This window comes from Hyphobacterium sp. CCMP332 (genome assembly GCA_014323545.1).
Taxonomy (GTDB): Bacteria; Bacteroidota; Bacteroidia; order Cytophagales; family CCMP332; genus CCMP332.
The window spans coordinates 1173677-1195265 of record CP058647.1 but is presented as its reverse complement, the minus strand read 5'-3'; the positions used below and the strand labels follow the sequence as shown (position 1 = coordinate 1195265).

The 21589-nt window shown below is 36.7% G+C and carries 21 protein-coding genes; 11 read left to right on the top strand and 10 right to left on the bottom strand.

Translation table 11 applies throughout. The features are described 5' to 3' along the window. The first annotated feature begins 6 nt into the window (after positions 1-6). The 4 genes from HZR84_05195 to HZR84_05180 are packed head-to-tail and all read left to right on the top strand — an operon-like array spanning position 7 to position 4198. Positions 7-1122: an FAD-binding oxidoreductase gene (locus tag HZR84_05195; protein ID QNL21357.1), complete on the top strand. Its 1116-nt coding sequence runs from the start codon at positions 7-9 to the stop codon at positions 1120-1122. Positions 1123-1126: 4 nt separating this feature from the next. Beyond that, the gene (locus tag HZR84_05190; protein ID QNL21356.1) at positions 1127-3094 is read left to right on the top strand and encodes a Na+/H+ antiporter NhaC family protein; all 1968 of its coding nucleotides are present in this window, start codon (positions 1127-1129) and stop codon (positions 3092-3094) included. A gap of 28 nt (positions 3095-3122) precedes the next feature. Then, the gene (locus HZR84_05185) at positions 3123-3506 is read left to right on the top strand and encodes a RidA family protein (protein ID QNL21355.1); all 384 of its coding nucleotides are present in this window, start codon (positions 3123-3125) and stop codon (positions 3504-3506) included. Beyond that, positions 3503-4198 carry a DUF554 domain-containing protein gene (locus tag HZR84_05180; GenBank protein ID QNL21354.1) on the top strand — a complete coding sequence of 232 codons (696 nt, stop codon included), beginning with the start codon at positions 3503-3505 and terminating at the stop codon, positions 4196-4198. Before HZR84_05185 ends, HZR84_05180 begins: the two co-directional genes overlap by 4 nt. On the opposite strand, the gene HZR84_05175 is transcribed toward HZR84_05180, so the two are convergent. Together HZR84_05175 and HZR84_05170 are read right to left on the bottom strand one after the other, a co-directional pair. Next, entirely contained in the window at positions 4187-4798 is a 612-nt protein-coding gene (locus HZR84_05175; GenBank protein QNL21353.1) for a YigZ family protein, read from the bottom strand. The genes HZR84_05180 and HZR84_05175 overlap by 12 nt on opposite strands. Next, positions 4788-5699 (bottom strand): hypothetical protein, encoded by a 912-nt coding sequence (locus HZR84_05170; GenBank protein QNL21352.1) that lies wholly within the window; start codon positions 5697-5699, stop codon positions 4788-4790. The genes HZR84_05175 and HZR84_05170 overlap by 11 nt, the downstream gene beginning before the upstream one ends. Before the next feature lie 62 nt (positions 5700-5761). On the opposite strand from HZR84_05170, the gene HZR84_05165 reads away from it, so the two are divergent. The 4 genes from HZR84_05165 (at position 5762) to HZR84_05150 (ending at position 8991) form a co-directional block, all read left to right on the top strand. Continuing rightward, entirely contained in the window at positions 5762-6700 is a 939-nt protein-coding gene (locus HZR84_05165; GenBank protein QNL21351.1) for a GNAT family N-acetyltransferase, read from the top strand. Further along, positions 6697-7779: a DegT/DnrJ/EryC1/StrS family aminotransferase gene (locus HZR84_05160; GenBank protein QNL21350.1), complete on the top strand. Its 1083-nt coding sequence runs from the start codon at positions 6697-6699 to the stop codon at positions 7777-7779. The genes HZR84_05165 and HZR84_05160 overlap by 4 nt, the downstream gene beginning before the upstream one ends. A gap of 171 nt (positions 7780-7950) precedes the next feature. Continuing rightward, positions 7951-8721 carry an enoyl-CoA hydratase/isomerase family protein gene (locus tag HZR84_05155; GenBank protein ID QNL21349.1) on the top strand — a complete coding sequence of 257 codons (771 nt, stop codon included), beginning with the start codon at positions 7951-7953 and terminating at the stop codon, positions 8719-8721. 114 nt (positions 8722-8835) lie between these two features. Further along, the gene (locus HZR84_05150; protein ID QNL21348.1) at positions 8836-8991 is read left to right on the top strand and encodes a hypothetical protein; all 156 of its coding nucleotides are present in this window, start codon (positions 8836-8838) and stop codon (positions 8989-8991) included. Here the strand turns inward: HZR84_05150 and nhaD are convergent. Then, complete coding sequence (gene nhaD, locus HZR84_05145; GenBank protein ID QNL23195.1) at positions 8988-10262, bottom strand: sodium:proton antiporter NhaD; 1275 nt, start codon at positions 10260-10262, stop codon at positions 8988-8990. The two genes, HZR84_05150 and nhaD, sit on opposite strands and share 4 nt — an antisense overlap. Before the next feature lie 247 nt (positions 10263-10509). On the opposite strand from nhaD, the gene HZR84_05140 reads away from it, so the two are divergent. Beyond that, complete coding sequence (locus HZR84_05140) at positions 10510-11748, top strand: 3-deoxy-D-manno-octulosonic acid transferase (GenBank protein ID QNL21347.1); 1239 nt, start codon at positions 10510-10512, stop codon at positions 11746-11748. Next, entirely contained in the window at positions 11741-12685 is a 945-nt protein-coding gene (rsgA, locus tag HZR84_05135) for a ribosome small subunit-dependent GTPase A (protein ID QNL21346.1), read from the top strand. Before HZR84_05140 ends, rsgA begins: the two co-directional genes overlap by 8 nt. On the opposite strand, the gene HZR84_05130 is transcribed toward rsgA, so the two are convergent. Genes HZR84_05130 through HZR84_05115 form a run of 4 tightly spaced genes read right to left on the bottom strand, consistent with a single transcriptional unit; the run spans position 12676 to position 17258 of the window. Then, complete coding sequence (locus HZR84_05130; GenBank protein ID QNL21345.1) at positions 12676-13623, bottom strand: glycosyltransferase; 948 nt, start codon at positions 13621-13623, stop codon at positions 12676-12678. The genes rsgA and HZR84_05130 overlap by 10 nt on opposite strands. A 16-nt stretch (positions 13624-13639) precedes the next feature. Next, positions 13640-14797, bottom strand: coding sequence for a glycosyltransferase (locus tag HZR84_05125; GenBank protein ID QNL21344.1), 1158 nt, complete (start codon positions 14795-14797; stop codon positions 13640-13642). Beyond that, entirely contained in the window at positions 14790-16016 is a 1227-nt protein-coding gene (locus tag HZR84_05120) for an oligosaccharide flippase family protein (protein ID QNL21343.1), read from the bottom strand. Before HZR84_05120 ends, HZR84_05125 begins: the two co-directional genes overlap by 8 nt. Further along, positions 16017-17258 carry an oligosaccharide flippase family protein gene (locus HZR84_05115; GenBank protein ID QNL21342.1) on the bottom strand — a complete coding sequence of 414 codons (1242 nt, stop codon included), beginning with the start codon at positions 17256-17258 and terminating at the stop codon, positions 16017-16019. Positions 17259-17494: 236 nt separating this feature from the next. Between HZR84_05115 and HZR84_05110 the strand changes: the two genes are divergently transcribed. Then, positions 17495-18160 (top strand): ABC transporter ATP-binding protein, encoded by a 666-nt coding sequence (locus tag HZR84_05110; protein QNL21341.1) that lies wholly within the window; start codon positions 17495-17497, stop codon positions 18158-18160. 14 nt (positions 18161-18174) lie between these two features. Here HZR84_05110 and HZR84_05105 read toward each other — a convergent pair whose 3' ends face one another. The 3 genes from HZR84_05105 to rsfS are packed head-to-tail and all read right to left on the bottom strand — an operon-like array spanning position 18175 to position 21582. Further along, positions 18175-19002, bottom strand: a complete 828-nt coding sequence (locus HZR84_05105) for a UDP-2,3-diacylglucosamine diphosphatase (protein ID QNL21340.1) — start codon at positions 19000-19002, stop codon at positions 18175-18177. After that, positions 19002-21167, bottom strand: a complete 2166-nt coding sequence (gene hflB / locus HZR84_05100) for an ATP-dependent zinc metalloprotease FtsH (GenBank protein QNL21339.1) — start codon at positions 21165-21167, stop codon at positions 19002-19004. The genes HZR84_05105 and hflB overlap by 1 nt, the downstream gene beginning before the upstream one ends. Before the next feature lie 13 nt (positions 21168-21180). Next, positions 21181-21582, bottom strand: coding sequence for a ribosome silencing factor (gene rsfS / locus HZR84_05095; GenBank protein QNL21338.1), 402 nt, complete (start codon positions 21580-21582; stop codon positions 21181-21183). Positions 21583-21589 lie beyond the last annotated feature (7 nt).

Genomic DNA, 21589 nt, shown 5'->3' with positions numbered 1-21589 from the left:
TTGTCAATGATCAGTTTTTGGGAGAATGTCTTTTACAAATCTGATATTATAATTGTAGGGGCCGGCATCAGCGGTTTGTCTTTGGCTAATGCTCTGATCGAAAAATCACCTAATCTATCTGTATCCGTCCTTGAAAAAGATGCCATGCCCTCCTCGGCCAGTACGAGAAATGCCGGTTTTGCATGTTTTGGTTCATTTACCGAATTAATCAGTGACAAAGCCGGTATGGGCAAGGATCAAATGCTGAAACTGGTAGAGCAACGATGGAAGGGTTTAGAACTTTTGAGAAAAAGGCTGGGAGATAAAAATATTGATTACAGAAATTATGGCGGATTCGAAATACTCAATCAAGAACAAATCCGACTTTTAGATAGACTGGAAGAAATCAATGATGATTTAAAAGGGATTTTTGGAATAAATGTATTTAGCGAAAAGATTAAATTGATTTCGAAATTCAATTTTAACCCGGATTGGTGTAAAGCGCTACTATTTAATCCCCTTGAAGGTCAATTGCATTCAGGTTTGATGATCAAAAGATTGAGGGAATTGGCAACGGAAAGAGGGGTTCAGATTTTTTCCGGAATTGAGATTAACAATTATAAAGATCTGGGAAAGGCTGTTGAACTTTATTCAGTGGAAGGACATCGATTTCTTGGCAAGAAAGTGGTTTTTTGTAATAATGCTTATTTAAAAAAATTAACTTCAGACCTTGATATTTATCCGGGCAGAGGCCTGGTCATGATCAGTGAAGAAATGGATTTGCCTTTTGAAGGAAGTTTCCATTTTGATGAGGGTTTTTATTATTTCAGAAATGTAGGCAGAAGATTTTTAATCGGTGGCGGAAGAAATGAAGATTTTAAAAAGGAGGAAACATTTGATAAAGAAATCAATGAAAACATCCAAAATGCAATCAGAGAAAAATCCAGCTTGATTTTAAATGGAAAAGAATTTAAAGAAGAAATGTGGTGGTCGGGAATAATGGCTTTTGGCAATTCGAAAAGCCCTATTGTAAAATCCCTATCGCAAAATGTAAAAATAGGGGTAAGATTAAGTGGTATGGGTGTAGCCCTTGCTTCACAAATTGCCGAGGAATTATCGCTAGAACTTGTTAATGAAATGTAATCCGATGAGACTATTTTTTTTAGCCCTTCTTTTTCTTTCAACATTTTCGATTTCACAGGCAGAAGCTATTATTAAAGTAAAAGCTCCGGATTATGTGGTGATGGAGGATTCAGTGACAATTGAATTAATTAAATCCGAAGCAGAAATTGGCAAGTCGCAAGGTGTAAACATCAAAGACAATAAAGGAAATCAGTACAGCTTTTCTCTGGATTATAAAGAAACCCTGATAAAAATTCCAATTCAGTCCTCCTCAACATTCGAAATAAGCAGCACAGGCTTTCAACAAACAATTCATATAAACAAGGTTCCGGGTTGGTTCAGTATTATTCCTCCTTTGGTAGCAATTGCTCTGGCACTTATTTTTAAAGAAGTAATTCTCTCACTCTTTGCCGGTATTTTTATTGGTGCCATAGGTGTATATGGTTTTTCTCTGTCGGGGATTTTAAAAGGCTTCTTTGCAATAATTGACAAGTACTTTTTTGTTGCGCTAGGTGATAGCGGGAATTTATCAGTTATAATATTTTCTGTAGGTATTGGTGGAATGGTTAGTGTGATTTCCAAAAATGGCGGAATGCATGGTATTGTAGAAAAACTCTCAAGATTCGCACGATCGGCCAGAAGCGCTCAACTGGTTACCTGGGCTATGGGAATAGCCATTTTTTTTGATGATTACGCCAATACCTTAATTGTCGGCAACACAATGCGCCCAGTTACTGATCGATTCAAAGTTTCAAGAGAGAAATTATCCTATATCGTAGACAGCACGGCAGCACCTATTGCGGCACTCGCTTTTATTACGACATGGATTGGTGCTGAGCTCGGCTATATTTCAAAGGCAAGTGAAAGTCTGGGAATAGATGAAGGGCCCTATTCCATGTTTTTAAATTCTTTGCAATATGCTTATTACCCTCTTTTGACTTTAATTTTTATGTTTATAATTCTTTGGCAGCAAAAAGATTACGGACCGATGTACCAGGCTGAAAAGGATGCGCGAGAAAGTAAAACTGAATACGACAAGGACGAGACGAATGATAATAACGATGAAGAACATTTTAAACCGGTAGATAAATCCAAAGCGAGATGGTACAATGGTTTCATCCCCGTTATGATGGTTATTGCAGTCACTATTTTTGGCCTGATGTATACAGGCTTGGATATCATCCGATCTTCCATGCTCGAATTGGAACTTATCACTAAAAGCGATGGATTTATAAAAGTCTGGAATTCTATTTCATTTAATAATAATACAGACTTGAGCACATTCAGAAAACTGGGAATTGTTATTGGTGAAGCCGATGCTTACATATCGCTTTTATGGGCAACTTTTAGTGGAATTGCCACTGCAGTGGCATTATCGGTGTCGCAAAAAATTATGTCCATTACCGAGACAATGAGCAGTTTAATTGAAGGCTTTAAAACTATGGTTCCGCCTATGTTAATATTGATCCTTGCCTGGAGCTTAACAGAGGTCACGCATGAACTCCAAACCGCCGAGTTCATTACTTCGGTATTTAAAGGAAATATCAATCCTATTTTTATGCCGGCCATCACCTTTTTACTGGCTGCCTTTATTGCATTTTCAACAGGTTCTTCCTGGGGAACTATGGCCATACTTTATCCACTTGCACTGCCTGCATCCTGGGTCCTATGTCAGGAAACAGGAATGGGAATGGAGGAATCCATGTCTATTTTTTATCATGTGATTGCTGTCGTACTGGCGGGAAGCGTACTCGGAGATCACTGCTCTCCAATTTCAGATACCACCATTTTAAGCTCGCTCGCTTCACAGTGTTATCATCTTGATCATGTTAGAACGCAAATGCCTTATGCCTTAACTGTGGGGTTCATCAGTTTTTTAATTTCTTTTCTGGCACATATTATCCCAATACACTGGTCTGTCTTGTATATTTTAGGAATTGCTCTGATCTATCTTGCAGTTCGTATATTTGGAAAGAAAGTCGAAATCGCTTGATAAAGTCAGCAATTTAAAGCACCGTCAAATGAGAAAAAACATCAGTTCCGGATCCATGTGGGAAAATCGATATGGCTACTCCAGGGTGGTGGTCACGAATAAAAGAGCCTATGTTGCAGGTACTGTTGCAGTAGATGAAACAGGAAGGATCATGGGAAAGGGTCATGCAGGTGAGCAGACAGCATATATTTTAAAAAAAATTAATAAATACATTCTCGAAGCGGGTTTTAAAAAGGAAGAAATTGTAAGAACAAGAATTTTCACAACCGATATTCGGTATTCTGAAGATATTGGTAAGGAACATGCATTGTTTTTTAAGGACATCTATCCTGTAACTTCAATGCTTGAAGTAAAGGCTCTTATCCATCAGGACATGCTTGTTGAAATAGAAGCTGACCTCGAGAAAATATGACGGGAACCATAATAAATGTCATACTCGTACTTTTGGGTTCTACAATTGGGTTGATCATTCACAGACGATTTCCCGAAAGGATACGGATAATAGTATTTCAGGCCATCGGGCTTTTTACAGTTGTTCTTGGAATATACCTCAGCTTAAAATCACAAGCTTTTTTGGTCATTATATTCAGCCTAATCTCGGGTGCGCTGATTGGTGAGGGCTTTTATTTACAGGAGAGGATTGAAAAAGGCGGAGATAATTTAAAGAATTGGCTGAAAGTCAAAAATGAAAATTTTACCGAAGGACTCATTACGGCATTTATGCTTTTCTGTATTGGATCATTTACCATTTTGGGTGCAATTGAAGAAGGTCTGACAGGAGATTTTACCCTTTTGCTTACCAAATCAGTGATGGATGGTTTTTCTTCTATTGCACTAGCTTCGGCCTTTGGTTTTGGGGTGATATTCTCAGTGATTCCCCTTTTCATTTATCAGGGCTCACTTACCATTTTTGCTTCCTACATCGCACCTTATCTCGATCCGGTACTGCAAAATGAAATTTCAGCGGTAGGTGGAATATTAATTATTGGCCTTGGCATTAGCATTTTAGAAATAAAAAAAATTCGAATATTAAATTTAACACCTGCTTTGATTACCCTTGTACCAATTCATTATCTGGAGGCATATATACGTTCATTCTTTTAAGGAAAACCGAATACCCAGATATTCCAATTGCCTCATTTTGGAAATAAAAAGCTCTGCTAAAGACCTGCGTAGTTCAACTTTCAAATAGCATTTTTCATCGTATTGCTGTTCAATTATGACAGCTTCAAAATCAGCGATCAGTTTCATCACATGCGAAGAATTGCTGTAATTAAAATATATCTTGCATTCTTCTGAAATGATGAATTCTTTTTTTTGGGCATTGTTTATCGCTTCCGATGCTGCTGTCTTATAAGCATGTTTCAAACCACCTACACCAAGTTTAGTACCACCGAAATAACGAACAACAAAAACTACCACATTTACTAATTCAGCAGCGATAATCTGACCAAATATAGGATCGGCTGCAGAATGCATGGGTTCGCCGTCATCACTCTTGGCAATAAATTCATTTTCAAAACCTATTCTTAAGGCGTAACAAACATGTCTTGCATCGTGATATTTTTGCCGTAGCTTTTCAATCTCCTCTTTGAATTCCTTTTCAGTATCGACCCTCATTGCATAGCCAATAAATTTGCTGCCTTTTTCTTTATAAAGGCCTTCGCCTTGCACTGATATGCTTCGGTAAACATCAGGTGCCATTTGAAAAATAATATAAGAATTCCTGGTAGGCTAATAGAAAAAGTGCAAGACATGACAAGATCAAGCCTGATAATCGTATTAAATTCAACTTTTCTTTAAATAGAATATAAGCCCCCAATGTGGCAATAACGATCGTTCCCAAATTGCTAAATGGGAAAATAAATGCGCCGTCCTGATTAAATATTTTAAGGGTGTCCAACAAAAAATAAAGAGAGAAAAAGTTTGGGATTCCAAGATATACACCACCAAGCACTGATTTTAGTTGTATTTTTCCGGGTATTGATTTGCTGGCCAGCGTGTATAGAAATCCAAATGTAGCAGCACTAAAAAACACGAGAACAGGAAAAAATATAAATGAGGGGTCATCTTCAAACAAAGCGTTAAAATAATTGAGACATGTGTCGATAATTCCGCTTAAAATGAATACGGAAAGTGGCAGTGCGATTCTTTGTAATAGTCTTTCCTGTTTTAAATTTTTCTCAGGCCAGGATGCCAATAAGAGGGCAGGAATGGTCAGGACAATCCCTGAATAATTTATAAAGTCATAGTCTTTCGCGCTTCGCTGAATTATTAATAGTGAAAATAAAACGGGGATGACCAAGGCGAGTTTGCTTGCCATACTTGAAGCAGAAACACTTATTTCCTGCGCGGTGCGTGACATTCTTAAAAAAGTGAGTATGAACAAAAAACCCAGTGCCACACCAAGAAAATGCCAAAGTTTGAAACCACTGGATTCAATTAAATAATGCATATCCTCGCTTAGAAAAATAAGTCCGGCAATTACACAAACAAGGTAATTCACGATGATAGCATGCAGAGAGTTCATGCCAAATACCTTAAAGGATTTAAAGGCAAGAAAAAGACAGGCTGTGGCAATTATCGTGAGCAATAAAGATAACATCTGTGCAAGGTTTGGATTATCTTAATAAATTGCTGCAAATATGAAGAAAGCAAATCGATTTATTGGCTGCTAAAATTTCATACCGCAAGGAAAAATGGCCTTTTGGTGTCATCAATACCACCTGTATTTTCAATTATACGGAATATTTGGATTGTACTCTGGACGATCATTCCGGACTCAGAAAAATGGCCATGTTAAAAGATGATGTGGAAATAATTTCACTTATCTATTTTATTCAAAATGATCAGGCCATCATCGGTCATCGGGCATCATTTGGCTATCCTGAAATTGTGGAAGGCACATCTTTCGAAAAAGTCCAGACTTTTATGGATGCGCTCTATCAGGATATTTATAATGAAAAAGTAAAAATTATTCGATGGCAGCATTATCCAGAAATTTATAATTCTTATTACAATTCTATCATTACGCAAAGCTTGTTAAACCTGGGTTTTGTAATCGAGGATAGTTTTATCAATCATCATTTGCACGCAGATGAAGATTTCGAAAAGGGCCTGAAAGAGGACACAAAAAGAAGATTAAAAAAACTCTCGAAATCTGATTTTTCTACCGAAGTAAGAGAGGAATTTAACAGTTCTCTTTTTTATGATAAAATCATTAAATGGAGAGAAAAAAAAGGTTTTCCGATTAGCATCGAAAGCAAAGTTTTGGATGATTTAATTGAGCGTTTTGATTGTAAATACGTTCTCTTTACTATGCGTAGTTCCGGGGGCATTATCGCAAGTTGTCTGGGAATAAAAGTAAATGAAAAGACGCTTTATTATTTCATACCTGCACATGATCCAAAATTTGATGAATACAGCCCGGCAATAGGACTGATTAAAAGTATGCACAATTACGCAAAGGAAAACAATATGGATTTCCTTGATCTTGGCACCAGTAGGGCGAAGAATGAAGCTGAAAATTTTGGACTGATAAGGTTTAAGGAAAAATTGGGCGCAAAAACCGGCATTAAATTTAGCCTGGTAAAAGAGATAAGATGAACATACCATTTTTTGATATTCGATTTTCCAAAGAGGATAGATTAGCCTTAGATCGCGCTTATAATCGGGTGATCAAAAGTGGAAATTTTGTCAAAGGCGAAGAACAACAAAATCTGGAAAAGGAGATTTCCGAATTTTTGAAATCTCCATTTGTATTGGCCGTAGGAAATGGCTACGATGCGCTCTATGTTATTTTAAAACTGATTTCCGATCAAAGCTTAAATGTGCTGCTTCAGGCCAATGCTTTTCCCGCAACAGTCAATGCTGTTTTAAATGCTGGCCATCAGGTCGTATTTGCGGATATTGACTTTTTAGGTGATGGCTTTAAGGATTTGAATGATGACTTTTATACCGCGAACAGGATCGATCTTGTTATGGCCATACATTATTTCGGTTCGGTAAATAAAATCATTGATAATTTACCGGATTCAATTGCTCTGATCGAAGATTTTTCACAGGCATTTGGTACCACTATTAAAAATAAACAGTTGGGCACTTTTGGCATAGCTGCTGCCGCAAGTCTTTACCCAACAAAAAATTTGGGGGCTTTAGGCGATGCGGGGATAATTTGTACTTCTGATAAGAGATTATTTGAAAAAGCAAAGATGTATTGCAATTACGGCCAATCAGAATACAATAACATGCATTTTTCCGGGGTAAATTCGCGGATGGATGAAATTCAGTCTGCTTTTCTCAGGGAAGCCCTCCATAATATTTCACAAAAACTCAATGAACAAAGGAAAATCGCCATTTCCTATTTTGAAGGATTAAAAGATATTCCGGAACTTATTTTGCCGCTTTCAGGACCAGGGGAAAGTACTTTTCATCAGTTTACCATTAAAACTGAAAAAAGGGATGAGTTGAAAGCGTATTTGAGTAAAAATGGTATTTCTACCAAAATTCACTATCCAAACCCACTATTTGATCAGAAAGCCTATCAAAAACTCAATTTTTCCACCATTGACAAACAAAATACCCGGAAATGGCATGATTCAATCCTTTCTTTGCCTTCTTTTCCCGGATTAATGCCATCAGAGCTGGATTTTATAGTAGAAAAGATAAAATCTTTCTACTCCTAGAAATTTTCGGTTACCTTTTTGATTTTCAGTGTATATACCATTGTATACGAAAAGAATATTTTCATACACCTGTTTAATTTATTCAAAAAGCACTTGTGGAAAGCCTCTCAATTTTTGGGGGGCTTTCTTTGTTTTCCTAAAATTGAAGAAATTCTTAGTTAAATTTGAAAAATGGGTTTCATTAAAAAAGAAGTATTCAATGGCAATATTGCTGTTCTTCAATTAAATCGGCCAAAAGAGCTAAATGCCTTAAATCTCGAGCTCATGCAGGAGCTCAAGCAAAATCTAATCGAAATTGACTCAGACGATGCCATTCGCGTTATAATTTTAACAGGAAATGAGAGGGCATTTGCTGCGGGTGCAGATATCAAACAAATGTCAGGTAAATCGGCCATAGATATGTTGAATGTGGACCAGTTTTCTACCTGGGATCAAATAAGAAAGACCAAAAAACCAATTATAGCTGCTGTTTCGGGATTTGCCCTTGGCGGCGGATGTGAACTATCAATGCTTTGCGATATGATTATCGCTTCGGAAACTGCAAAATTTGGACAACCCGAAATAAAAATAGGAGTGATGCCCGGTGCGGGAGGTACTCAAAGGCTGACACGTGCTATTGGAAAAGCCAAATCCATGGAATTGGTTTTAACAGGGCGGTTTTTAAGTGCAGAAGAGGCAATGTCTTACGGACTTATTAATAAAGTTGTTCCTGTTGAAATGTACATGGAAGAAGCCATTGAACTGGCCACTGAAATAGCGAATATGAGCCCGGTAGCGGTAAAGTTGGCGAAAGAGTCAGTGAACAGGGCCTTTGAGACACATTTGGATGAAGGTTTACATTTTGAAAGAAAAAATTTCTATTTAACATTTGCCTCTGAAGACCAAAAAGAAGGAATGCAGGCCTTTATTGAGAAAAGAAAACCTGATTTTAAGGGTAAATAAGGTGTTCAGGCTTATTTCAGTGCTATTTTGTCTTTGAATTATTCAAATTTGTTTTAAAATCGACTCAAATTTTGTTCTTTTGTATAGTTGAGAATTAATTCTCACAGATTAACCTTGCCAAAGTCTAAGAAAAATACGAAAGCCAAGAAAGAAGTCATCGAATACTCGGTGATACCCAAAAAGAAATCTGAAGAGCTTAATGGACTTTTGGAAGTGATTGTTGACACCCTCAATGGAATGGGAAGCGACAATAAAAAAGCCCCCGTCTAGAATAAATACTCCATCCCTAAAAATGTAAATGCACCGGCGAAATAGCCAATAATGGCCAAAAGGCTAACCTTGCGGATGTACCAGAAAAAATCAATTTTTTCCATACCCATAATTGTCACCCCAGCAGCCGATCCGATAATTAGAATACTTCCACCTGTACCTGCACAGTAAGCCATAAATTCCCAGAAACGATGATCAGTCGGAAACATTTCCAGCGAATACATTCCCATGGAAGCTGCCACCAGTGGAACATTATCCACAATGGCACTTAAAACGCCTATGCTCATTACAATTACATTCAAATTGCCAATTTCCTGATCCAGAAATGTACTTAAATGATGAAGTATTTCGGTGGACTCAAGACATGAAATAGCCGCTAGAATACCAAAGAAGAACAATACGCTTGAGAGATCTATTTTTGATAAAGCAGATGATACCATATACTGCTTTTTGCTTTCGAAATTTTTTCTTCTGTGGATTAATTCAGTTGCCACCCAAATGACTCCCAAACTAAAAAGCATTCCCATAAAGGGAGGAAGATGGGTTGTAGTTTTGAAAATCGGCACAAATACCAAACCTGCGATTCCCAGTGTTAAAATCGACCTCCTTTCGAATCTTGTGGTTCTAAGATCGCCGCTGTGTCTGCTTTTATAATCTGGGAAATTGCCTTTGATTTTGTTTGAAATGACTAGTAAGGGCACAATCATACACACTAAACTGGGTAGAATCAGCTTTAACATGATATTAACTGTTGTGATTTGTCCTCCGATCCAAAGCATGGTTGTTGTTACATCGCCAATGGGTGTCCACGCGCCACCCGCATTAGCCGCTATAATGATCATGCCGGCAAAAAACCAACGCTCTCTTTTAGGCCGGATTATTTTGCGCAAAAGAGAAATCATGATGATCGAGGTGGTCAGGTTATCCAATGTCGCCGACAGAAAAAAGCTAACAAAAGAGAGTATCCATAAAAGTTTTAGCTTATTGGTTGTTTTAATCCTGTTCATGATGGCATTGAATCCCTCATGCGCATCTATTAATTCAACAATTGCCATTGCTCCCATAAGAAAAAAGAGTATGGAAGAAATATCGCTTAAATGCTCAAACAACTGACTGTTTACCAGCTCTTTATTACTAAAGCCAATTATGTATAAGGTCCAGCAAAGTATGCCCGTCAAAAGGGCCGAAGCAGTTTTATCAACATGGATTACATGCTCCAATACGATTCCCGTATAACCTACTACAAATACAAATATCAGTAGGTAGTCCAAACTAAAATCCATATGAAAAATTTATGGGATTGTCTTAAAAAAGGCTGCAAAACTAAAACAGTTTGAATAGGGTCAAAAAGATTAATAGAAAATATTTTTTAAGAATGAATTTTAAGGCTCTGAAATCGAATTTGTATTGTTTCATTTTAATTGTAGCAGAAGAAATTGAATATATTTCCACTATTTTTTTGAATTATTTTTTATTGAGTCAGTCTTATTGCTGCTCTTTTTATTTCTTTGACTCAGAATGCGAATTCTTTACGATTTTTTCATCTTCATTTATAGATTAGCGATACATCTGGTAGCATTGCGTTCTCCTAAAGCGCGATCTTTTGTGGAAGGAAGAAAAAACTGGAGAAAAAAACTCAATGTTGAAATCGAACTTTCAACTAATAATATTTGGGTTCATGTCGCGAGCCTTGGTGAATTTGAACAATCCCTACCTGTCCTTGATAAGATCAATAAATTTTATCCGAACTATAATATTGTACTAACTTTTTTCTCCCCATCCGGATACGAGAATGCAAAAATTCCGGAATACATCTGGTATGTTTATTACCTGCCACTCGATACGGCTTCAAACGCCAGGTATTTTCTGGACAACGTCAAGCCCAAACTTATTCTCTTTGTTAAATATGACATTTGGTATCACTATTTGAATGAGGCCAATAAGAGGGGCATTAAGACCATTCTATTTTCTTCCTTGTTCAGAAAAGACCAGATATATTTCAGGTTTTACGGTTCGCTCATGCGAAAGGCGCTTAAAACTTTTGATAAAATTTATGTCCAAAACTCGGATTCTCAAAAAATTCTTAAAAGCATAGGATTGAATTCTGAGGTTAGCGGCGATACACGTTTTGACCGTGTGAAATTCCGAATGAGAAAAAATAGAATGCATCCAACCATTGCGAAATTTGCTAGAGCTGAAAGGATATTTGTCCTGGGCTCAACCTGGCAGGATGATTTGAATGTAATTCTGGATACTGTCAATCATATTAATGATTTTAAGATCATCATTGCTCCACATAATATCGGAAAAGAGGAGATTGAAGTCACAAGAAAAAGAATCCGCTTGAAATCCATATTGTTTTCAGAAACGAATGAGCGTATGGATTTAAAAAATTACAGAGTGCTGATTATTGATAATATTGGTATGCTCGCTTCGGTTTATGCCATGGGAAAACTGGCCTATGTAGGCGGTGCTTTTCACGGCAGTTTGCACAATATCCTGGAACCGGCCGTTTTTGGCATTCCAATTATATTTGGCCCGAATTACAAAAAATTTCCAGAGGCGCAGGCCATGATCGATGCGGGAGCGGCTTTTTCCATTCACGATAAAGAAGGTTTCGAAAAAACATTAAAGATTTTGAGCAATGAAGACTACCGTAAAAAGTGCGGAAAAAATGCCTATCAATACATCTCCGGAAATTTAGGAGCATCCAATAAGGTGCTGGATGGAATTAAAAGCATTTTAAACGATGGTTAGCACCGGTATTAAAGCAGAAGTATATAAATCAACCGGCTCCTGGTATACGGTCAAATCTGAAAGAGGCGATTATTTTCAATGCAGATTGCGTGGGAAATTTAAACTCGCTGATAAAAAAGTTACCAATCCAATTGCAGTAGGGGATAGGGTCATTATCGATCTTGAAAAAAATCACGAAGGGCCCAATGCTGCTAATATTGTCGAAATTCTTCCGAGAGAGAATTATATGATCCGCAAATCACCGCGGAAAACCGCACATTCTCATATTGTGGCTTCAAATCTCGATTTGGCTGTTTTACTTTTTACAATCAAAGAACCCAGGACGTCAAGGGGATTTCTGGATCGCTATCTCTTAGCGGCAGAAGCATTTGGAATTAATGCCACAGTATTGATTAATAAAATTGATTTGCTCCGCGAAAAGGATTTGATGAAGCTCGAAGAAATAGAACTCATTTACAGGGCCATTGGATATCCTGTATATTCATTTTCCTTAAAAAGCGGGGAAGGTTTGGCGCAGGTTGATGCTGTTTTTAAGGGAAAGAAATCATTAATTTCAGGGCATTCCGGCTCGGGTAAGTCAAGTTTGTTAAATTATCTCAAGCCCGACCTTGATTTGCGAACCGCGGAGATTTCAAAATTTAGCAATAAAGGAAAGCATACGACTACTTTTGCTACCATGTATGACCTCGGAGAACAAACTAAAATTATAGACACGCCCGGAATAAAAGAATTTGGCATCGAGGATCTGGAAGCCTATGAAATTTCAATGTTTTTCCCCGATCTCAAAGATTTTGCTCTTGAATGCCGTTTTAATACCTGCACGCATGTGCATGAACCCGGTTGTGCGGTTATTGATGCGCTTGAAAATGCGCGAATTGATCCGGACAGATATAAAAGTTATTTAAGTATCATTCTGGATGAGGAAACTCATCGATGATCGCTGATGTACATTTTGTAAAAAGGGTAAACCGGCCACTGCAATAAGGCAAGCCCGAGAAAAATTCTGTCTATTAAAAATGGCTTCCCGATGGATTTGATCAATGCATAATACTTTTTGCCCAAACGAAAATGTTCGGTAAGCACAGCATGCCTCATATGATAGGAGCATCGTTTGTGAAGTGCCATATTTTCTTCATCTGTGCGGTTGAGCTCCTTTGCTTTAAGACAAACTTTAAAAGTGGACCACATCATTTCCTTTTGATTTTTTTTATAGAAATTGCTTCCGAGACTTCCTCCATGTCGGCGAACTTTTACGCCAATACTATCCAGGTATTTGTATTTCCAATTTCTACTGCTTCGTATCCAAAAATCAAAGTCTTCATAATACAATGACTCATCGTAGCCGCCCAATTCGTTTAAAACCTCTTTTTTAAATATCATTCCCGGTGAAGAAATAATATGTTTTTCAAGCAGATTTTTATAAATAAAACCACTAGGCGCTTGAAACTGATATTTTGAATCGCCCTTCTTGCCAAAATGGTATTTCAAATGTTTGCCCTCTTTGTCAATGTATTCCACATTACTATAGAAAACACCGTATTCTGCCGAAAGTGAATTGGATTCTGCCAGAACTTTTAATGCAAATTCCGGTGTAAGAACATCATCACCTGAAAGATCAATAATAAACTGGCCTTTGGCTTTTTTAAAGGCCAAATTAAAAGCCTGACAATAGTTAAGCTTTTTATCCGGTAAAATTAATTCAATGAAGGGATGTGTCTCTTTTATTTTAATAAGTAGTTCCCTGCTTGAATCCTCACTTCCATTATCAATGACAATTATTTGCTTCTCTTGTATTTTTTGATGAATCGCTGAATTAATTGCTTCTTCAAGATAATTTTCGTGATTATAACAGGTAACAATAATTGTAAGGATCATTAATTTTGTTTCAACTTCATGAAATTAAATAATCGCCATAGAATTTTAAAAGCTTTTTTTCTTCTGCCTTCCAAATAAATTCATGTTGATTGGTCCGAATATTTTCGGTGTATAAATTCCGATCCCTGTCTAATTTTAGTATTTCGTTCACAAAATTTTCAACAGAGGCTGATTTAAGAACTTTTCCAACCTGATATTTTTGAATAATCCTGGAAGTTTCAGGTATATCCAGCGCTAAGACAGGAATTCCTGCTGCTATGTAGTTAAATAATTTATTCGGAGGACCTGCGAGGTAGTTATTGCTTTCATAAATGGAGGCGATTATTCCCAAATTGTACCGTTCAAGAGCTGAGGGTAAGTCCTCATAATTTAAATTGCCTTTTAAATTGATGTATTGATCAAGTTTATGTGTTTTTTGATATTGTTTAATAAAGGCCAATTCCTTGGAAGGAATATATCCTAAAAAGTCCCATTCAAAATCAATACCTTTTGATTTTAATATTTTGATGCCCTTGAGCATCATTTTTAATCCTCGATTAAATTTAAGCGTTCCTTCATGAACAATTCTGAAAGTAGAGGAATTATCACTTTTAGTTTCTACATCTTTTTGAAAAATGGCTGCATTATATATGACTTCAGATTTTATTCCGTAGTTCAAATTGAGTAAATACCCACGTGTCAGTTGATTAGCTGATATAAGGTATTTAAGTTTTGGAATGATTTTATTTTTTACATATCTGGACTTAAAACCCAATTTGACCCAGGATTCATGTGCATCTAAAACCAGCTTACCTTTAGATAGTCTTTTGCAAATTTTGTAGCCCAAATACAATGATTCTGGTTCATGACAATGATATATGTCTGCATTTAAATCTATACCGGTTTTTATAATTTCTTTTTGAAAAGAAGAAAGAAATATTTTGTTCAAATATTTGTCTAAAATATTAGATTTTCGTTTTACCAGAATCACCCGTATATCGTTTATATAAAAATCATGGTGACCATCGGGATTTAAAATTTTGCCACTCATATCTCTTGCAAATCCATCAGAATTTACAAGAAATAACATATTTACTTCATAACCGGCGCTTTGCAATGAAAGAGCCTCTTTAAAAAAGATCCTGTCATCTTTTACAGAATGACCGGTTGAAAGCATGCATACTTTTTTAGACATTACTTTTACTGATTTCTTTTATATAAAGACGATAATAATACCATTTCATTCCGAAATGAACCATTCGGGCGCATAATGTTGTAATTAAAGCTCCGTATAAACCAATAATTGGAATAAGGACAAAATTACCTGAAAGATTTACCCCGGATTCTATAAGCGCAGTATTTCTAACGACTTTGCCTTTACCCTTGGCAGTTAAAAAATTGAAAGGCTGATAAAGAGCCATAAATAAAAAAGCTAATGAAAAAAGGAATATGTAATTATTTACCTCAGCGTATTCATTTCCAAATATTTCATTTACAATGAAATCAGAAATGACATTTATAATTATCAATCCTGAAAGCCCGAAACCTGCATTTATAATAAATATTTTGCCCGGAATTCTATCGTACTTGCTGTAATCCCTGAACAAAGCATTATTCAATGCACTGGATGCCAATCCTATCGGCGAGCATAATAATCGCGCAAGTGCGTAAAAACCCAATTGAATGGGTGAAACGAAAGCGGAAATTAAAAGGTCATCAATTTTAAATGTACTTTGATTGGTAATAGACCCTAAATAGTAGTCTTTGCCAAATTTTCTTTGCATGTCCTTTACTTTTTCCCATGATGTTTTCAAATCTTGAAAACTTGGTTTAAGAATTAGAAAGAACAAAAGAATAGAGAAAATATTAGAAAGAGTGCTGAGGATAATTACTTTAAATACGCTCATTTCTCCAATTATGAAAAAGTAGTATAGGATTAATGCAAATACACCTCTTGAAGCTAATTCAAAGTATATTCCAATACTCGGTTTCCCTTTTCCAATTCCCACAGCATTAAAAAAGTGGACAAATAAAAATGAAAAAAACAAAGGCGAACAAAGCAGAAATATTTCTGAAACTTTTGTGTTAAAAATATCATCTACAAAAAAAGAGGATAATAATATGAATTGACTAAAAATGATTCCAAGAACCATCGTTATAATAAATCCTATACCGAGAGTTTTTTTCTGGGCTTCTGGACTTTCATTGCTAATAATCAACTTCAAGCTGGGAATAAATCCCATTTGAAAAAATAGGACTGTAAATCCAATGAATGAAGTTATAAATGTATAATTTCCAAAATCCTCAGTGCTAAGACCATTGGTTTGTAGATACTTAAGTACAAAGCCTATTAATAGTATAGCCATTGTACCAAGTATGTAAATGAATGTTTCCTTGGTAATTCTTTTATTCAATCAGGAAATCATTTTTCTGTAAACGTAAATTACAAAAATTAAGTACAATGCTTGTTTAAAAGCATAAGCCATAGGGAATCCCTCAATTCCGAATATGCCGATCAAGTAATAGGTTACAGACAATAGAATTATCGCAAAAACAAATTGCGAGCTTACAAAAAGTCTGGTTCTCGATTGCGCTAGAATTAAAAAAGCCAAAATCCAACTAGCCATCTTGAAAAAGTCACCCAACAATTGATAGGGAAATAACCAGGCGGCATCGGTAAATCCTTTATTAAAAAAAAGAATTAAAAATTCACTCCTGAATAAATAAACAATAATTAGAAAGGGAATGGAAAGCGCACTGGCCTTCCAAAAGAAAGCTTTAACAAAGGCCTTCAACTCATCTTCTTTGTTGATGATAGAACTAACTCTAGGATAGTACACCATGCTCAAAACAGCTACGAATGCCATCAAATATAAATCCGAAATTCTTACTACAGATTGCCAATGGCCCGTATCAATGGTATTAAAATTGGAAATGGCGTATTGACGGATGATAAAATCGACCGATTTACTAAAAATGACAATACTCAGTGCCATCAGAATAAAATCGCTTAATTTCCTGAGATAAGCGAGGGAGGGAAGAATAAACAACTTGAAGATCGAAAGCTTTTCTTTTCTAAGCAGATAAATAAAAGTAAATACCAAACTAATTGCGGGTCCTGAAGCCCAGCCCAAAAGCGCTTCCTGAAAGCTGGCCATTTCAATTAAAACCCAGACCATTAGCAGCGAAATTACATTTCCAACAACCTGCAGAATTACAAATGGCTGAAGTTTTTCTTTGGCCAGTAAAATACTCAGACCGAGCAGGTTTATCAATTGCAATAATGCCAGAAAAAATACCAGTATTAGCCAAAGCGTATTTGTGCCTGTAAATGGATTTTCAAAATTTCCTTTTAAGAGAAAAATACCAATTACACATATTAGAAAAATGGACAAATTGAGTACCAGGCCTGCATTCAGAATTGGATAATAATTTTTTTCATCCAGAGTAGAATCAGCGGCATATTTAATGACCCCTTTATTGACACCGTCATTAGGAACGGTAAGAAATATGCTCAGTAGATTTTGAAAATGGGCTAAAAGCGTAATCCCTTGTGGTCCGTAATTGGCGGCAAATAGTTTATTGACGATAAAGATTATGACAGAGCGTATTCCTACCGAAGCAACCGACCAAATGGATGATTTTAAAATTTTCAAATAATTAATGCTTTGCGCAAATGACGTTTTTAAAGATAGATTTTCAAATTTATGATGGTTGAAAGAATTGGACTTTGATGAAGATGGCCTATTTAAGAGAATTAAATTGTATTCAATTCAAAAATGAGAAATAATAATTCTCTGTGAAATTTATTTTAAACCATGGATAAGAGCCGTTTATCAAGTAAAGCCGATTAATTCTTCGATTTAAAATAAATTTGAATAAAACATTTGATATGATTCGACTAGAGGGAATCGAGAAATATTATTCCAATGCTTTTAACAAAACATATGTTCTCAGAAATATAAATCTGCAATTTAATGAAGGTGATTTTGTATCGATTATGGGACCATCTGGAGCGGGGAAATCTACTTTACTTCACATTCTTGGAATGTTAGATGTTCCTTCAGCGGGTTCTTATTATTTTCTCGAGGAGGCAGTTCACCAATTGAAGGATAGAAAGAAGTCAGAGCTTCATAAAAATTTTATCGGATTTGTATTTCAAAGCTATCATCTCATCGATGAACTCACTGTATACGAGAACATTGAAACGCCCTTGATCTATCAGAATGTGCCTTCTAGAGAAAGAAAAAGCAGGGTAGCCGATGTTCTCGACCGCTTTAATATTGTGGCCAAAAAAGACTTGTTTCCCGATCAGCTCTCAGGAGGACAACAACAACTTGTAGGAGTAGCGCGTGCGATCGTTGGGAAACCCAAATTGATTCTTGCCGATGAACCCACAGGAAATCTTAATTCAACACAGGGTGAGGAAATTATGAATTTGTTCAAAACACTTAATCGGGAAGATGGAGTTACCATTATTCAGGTAACTCATTCGGAAAAAAATGCAGAATACGGTTCGAGAATTATAAACTTAGTGGACGGTTGGCTAAGTAATTAATTCTAGGGATTAATTTACCTCTGACTGAAGTCCTTTCGAATGATTAAATCGTTTTTCCCAGCATAGGATTTGAGCTCCATTTCAATTCCATCAAAAGTGGCAAATGTGAAATGATTCACCCATTCACCGAGATTTATATATCGAGATTCATCTGAAATTTTCAAATCAAGAGGAAGATGCCGATGACCAAAAACGAAATAGTCAAATTGATTTTTTTTCAAGGTGTTTATACAATAGTGCAAAAGGCGTTCATCTTCTTCATGAAAAGATTCATCGTTTTTTGAATTTGCTAATCTGCTCCTTCCACTCCAAAATTTTCCCAGAGCCATTCCAAGATTTGGGTGGATCCATTCAAACAGAAACTGACAGATTTTATTGGCGAAAAAAGCTTTTAAAAATTTATAGAAACGATCACCTGGTCCGAGTCCGTCGCCGTGGCCAATGAGCAATTTTTTATCGGCGACTTTTAGGATTTGATTTTTTCTTAACACAGGGATGCCGTATTCTTTTGGGAAATAATCAAACATCCACATGTCGTGATTTCCGGTAAAGAAATAAATGGGAATACCGGCTTCCCGAAGCTCGGTTATTTTTGCTTTGAATAGATGAAAACCCTTGGGAATGCAGTGTTTGTATTCAAACCAGAAATCAAATATATCACCGAGTAAAAAAATGTGTGAAGCTTGAGATTTGATATCTTCGAGCCATTTTACAATGAGTTTTTCCCTTTCCAGGCTCGATTTTTCATTAGGTGTCCCTAAATGAAAATCGGAGGCAAAAAATATTTTTTTACCTCCGTCAAGATTTTCAAGCTCCAGGAGCAGTGGAAAATTAGAGTTCATTATTCCTTGTTTCTATCAGTATTATGGTCCTCTGAACCAGAATTTTCTGAAAGTTCGGAATCTTCATCTTCCTTTTTTTCTCGTTTTACAGCGCCGTTGGCTGAGGATGAAGTTTCGGAAATTGGACTGTTTGGCTCCTTGGCTTCCTTGTTTTCTCCGGATTCTTCAGGAGAGACATGCTTTTTTTCTTCTACTTTTTTATCCTGTTTATTAATAAACTCCTCGTAAGTGGTTGGCTGAGCAAATGGCCTTTTTCCTATGAGTTTTTCAAGATCAGACTGAAATATTATTTCTTTTTCAAGAAGTTCTTCGGCAAGCTTACCGAGTTCCTCTTTTTTCTCTGTCAATAATTGCTTGGTTCTTTCATAGGCCTTGGTGACAATTTTTCGCACTTCTTCATCAATTGTTTCAGCAGTTGATTCTGAATAGGGTTTTGAAAAATTGTATTCGCTCTGCTTGGAATCATAAAATGAAATATTACCGATTTTATCGTTCATACCGTAAATGGTAACCATTCCGTATGCCATTTTGGTTATTCTTTCCAGATCGCTGAGTGCGCCCGTGGAGATTTTACCAAAAGTCAACTCCTCAGCAGCTCTTCCACCCAGAGCCATACACATCTCATCAAACAATTGTTCGGTAGTATGTAAAAACTGCTCTTTGGGCAGATATTGGGCATAACCAAGTGCTGCAATACCACGCGGTACGATACTTACCTTAACTAAAGGATCGGCATGCTCGAGATACCATCCTGCAACGGCATGACCTGCTTCGTGAAAAGCGACAATTCTTTTTTCATCTGGAGAAATGATTTTGGTCTTTTTTTCCAATCCACCAATTACCCTGTCAATGGCATCGTGGAAATCGTCCATATGCACTTCAGTTCTTGATTTTCTTGCGGCAATCAGAGCTGCTTCATTACAGACATTGGCAATTTCTGCCCCTGCAAAACCGGGAGTTTGCGCCGCCAGTTTCTTTGGATCAATTTCCGAATGCAGTTTTAAAGGTTTTGTATGAACTTTAAATATGGCTTCTCTTCCGGCGATATCGGGTTTGTCAATGCTTATCTGACGGTCAAACCTTCCCGGTCGCAATAAAGCCGAATCCAGGACATCCGGACGGTTGGTGGCTGCAAGAATAATTACACCTGAGTCAGTAGCAAAACCATCCATCTCAACTAAAAGGGAATTCAAAGTGTTTTCTCTTTCATCATTGGAACCAGGCATTTGTCCTCTTCCCCGGCTTCTGCCAATTGCATCGATCTCATCTATAAAAATGATAGCTGGAGCTTTTTCTTTGGCCTGTTTAAAGAGATCTCTTACTCTGGCTGCACCAACACCTACAAACATTTCCACGAAGTCAGAACCCGACAATGAAAAGAAAGGAACACCGGCTTCTCCTGCAACAGCTTTTGCAAGAAGGGTTTTACCTGTTCCGGGAGCACCCACAAGCAATGCGCCTTTTGGTATTTTACCACCCAATTTGGTGAATTTGCCCGGGTCTTTTAAAAACTCCACGATTTCCTTGACTTCCTCTTTTGCTTCCTCAACTCCGGCCACATCTTTAAATGTGATCTTTACTTTGTTCTCAGCATCAAAAAGGGCTGCTTTAGATTTTCCGATATTAAAGATTTGTCCTCCCGGGCCACCTGCGCCCGTCATTCTCCGCATTAAAATCCAGAACACAAAGAGGATTAAAAACAAAAAGCCCCAGTTAAACACCAAAGAGGTGAAATCTGAACGCGTATCGGTCTTATATCCAATTCGATCTTCTTCGGGTAGTTTATCCATGATTTCATTGAAATCATCATGAAAAATTTCGACAGAAGTAATTTGAAATTGATAATGCGGTCCCGAGGTATTGCTTAATACTCCGCGGTTTTCAAGCTCTTTCCTGTATTTCTCATTGCTTACGGATTCCGGTTTTAAGGTGACCTCGACTAAATCCTGATTTTTTATAAGCACTACTTCTTTGACGTCATTGGAAACGAGCATTTCGTGAAAACGTTTTTCAGTTATCGTAATGGTCGAACCCGCTTTGCTTAAATAGGTTACGAGGATTACCATGAGCAAAAGAGCACCAATTACATAAATCTGTATATTGGGCTGCTTGCCATTTCCTCCCGGCATTAATTTTTTATTATTTGGTTTTTTTTGATCTGCCATTCCTTATGGATGATTAATTATTTAATTCTTTTAGTTCAGCCTCATCTTCGAAAACTGTGATTTTGCCATCGCCCCATAGTTCTTCAAGAGCATAAAATTCTCTCATTTTATCAGTGAACACATGGGCAACAACATTTATATAGTCTAATATTACCCACTCAAAATTGTTCTTTCCTTCCGTTCTCCAGGGCTCTTCTTTTTCGTTTAAAAAAGTAAATTTTTCAATGGATTCCGAAATTGCATCAACCTGTTTGTCCGAAGTACCGGAACAGATAACAAAATAATCGGCAAGTGGATTTGAAATTTTTCTGAGGTCGATTAAAACAATCTTTTTGGCCTTTTTCTCCTGCATACCTGCGATAATTGCGTTTACAATTTCATTGGCATTATCGTTGGTAGATTTCTTTTTTGTCAATGTTTAT

What these genes read in the sequence shown, in the direction of transcription:
- HZR84_05195 (QNL21357.1), top strand. Translation starts at nt 7, where the DNA reads ATGATCAGTTTTTGGGAGAATGTCTTTTACAAATCTGATATTATAATT.
- HZR84_05190 (QNL21356.1), top strand. Translation starts at nt 1,127, where the DNA reads ATGAGACTATTTTTTTTAGCCCTTCTTTTTCTTTCAACATTTTCGATT.
- HZR84_05185 (QNL21355.1), top strand. Translation starts at nt 3,123, where the DNA reads ATGAGAAAAAACATCAGTTCCGGATCCATGTGGGAAAATCGATATGGC.
- HZR84_05180 (QNL21354.1), top strand. Translation starts at nt 3,503, where the DNA reads ATGACGGGAACCATAATAAATGTCATACTCGTACTTTTGGGTTCTACA.
- HZR84_05175 (QNL21353.1), bottom strand. Translation starts at nt 4,798, where the DNA reads ATGGCACCTGATGTTTACCGAAGCATATCAGTGCAAGGCGAAGGCCTT.
- HZR84_05170 (QNL21352.1), bottom strand. Translation starts at nt 5,699, where the DNA reads ATGTTATCTTTATTGCTCACGATAATTGCCACAGCCTGTCTTTTTCTT.
- HZR84_05160 (QNL21350.1), top strand. Translation starts at nt 6,697, where the DNA reads ATGAACATACCATTTTTTGATATTCGATTTTCCAAAGAGGATAGATTA.
- HZR84_05155 (QNL21349.1), top strand. Translation starts at nt 7,951, where the DNA reads ATGGGTTTCATTAAAAAAGAAGTATTCAATGGCAATATTGCTGTTCTT.
- HZR84_05140 (QNL21347.1), top strand. Translation starts at nt 10,510, where the DNA reads ATGCGAATTCTTTACGATTTTTTCATCTTCATTTATAGATTAGCGATA.
- rsgA (QNL21346.1), top strand. Translation starts at nt 11,741, where the DNA reads ATGGTTAGCACCGGTATTAAAGCAGAAGTATATAAATCAACCGGCTCC.
- HZR84_05130 (QNL21345.1), bottom strand. Translation starts at nt 13,623, where the DNA reads ATGATCCTTACAATTATTGTTACCTGTTATAATCACGAAAATTATCTT.
- HZR84_05125 (QNL21344.1), bottom strand. Translation starts at nt 14,797, where the DNA reads ATGTCTAAAAAAGTATGCATGCTTTCAACCGGTCATTCTGTAAAAGAT.
- HZR84_05110 (QNL21341.1), top strand. Translation starts at nt 17,495, where the DNA reads ATGATTCGACTAGAGGGAATCGAGAAATATTATTCCAATGCTTTTAAC.
- HZR84_05105 (QNL21340.1), bottom strand. Translation starts at nt 19,002, where the DNA reads ATGAACTCTAATTTTCCACTGCTCCTGGAGCTTGAAAATCTTGACGGA.
- hflB (QNL21339.1), bottom strand. Translation starts at nt 21,167, where the DNA reads ATGGCAGATCAAAAAAAACCAAATAATAAAAAATTAATGCCGGGAGGA.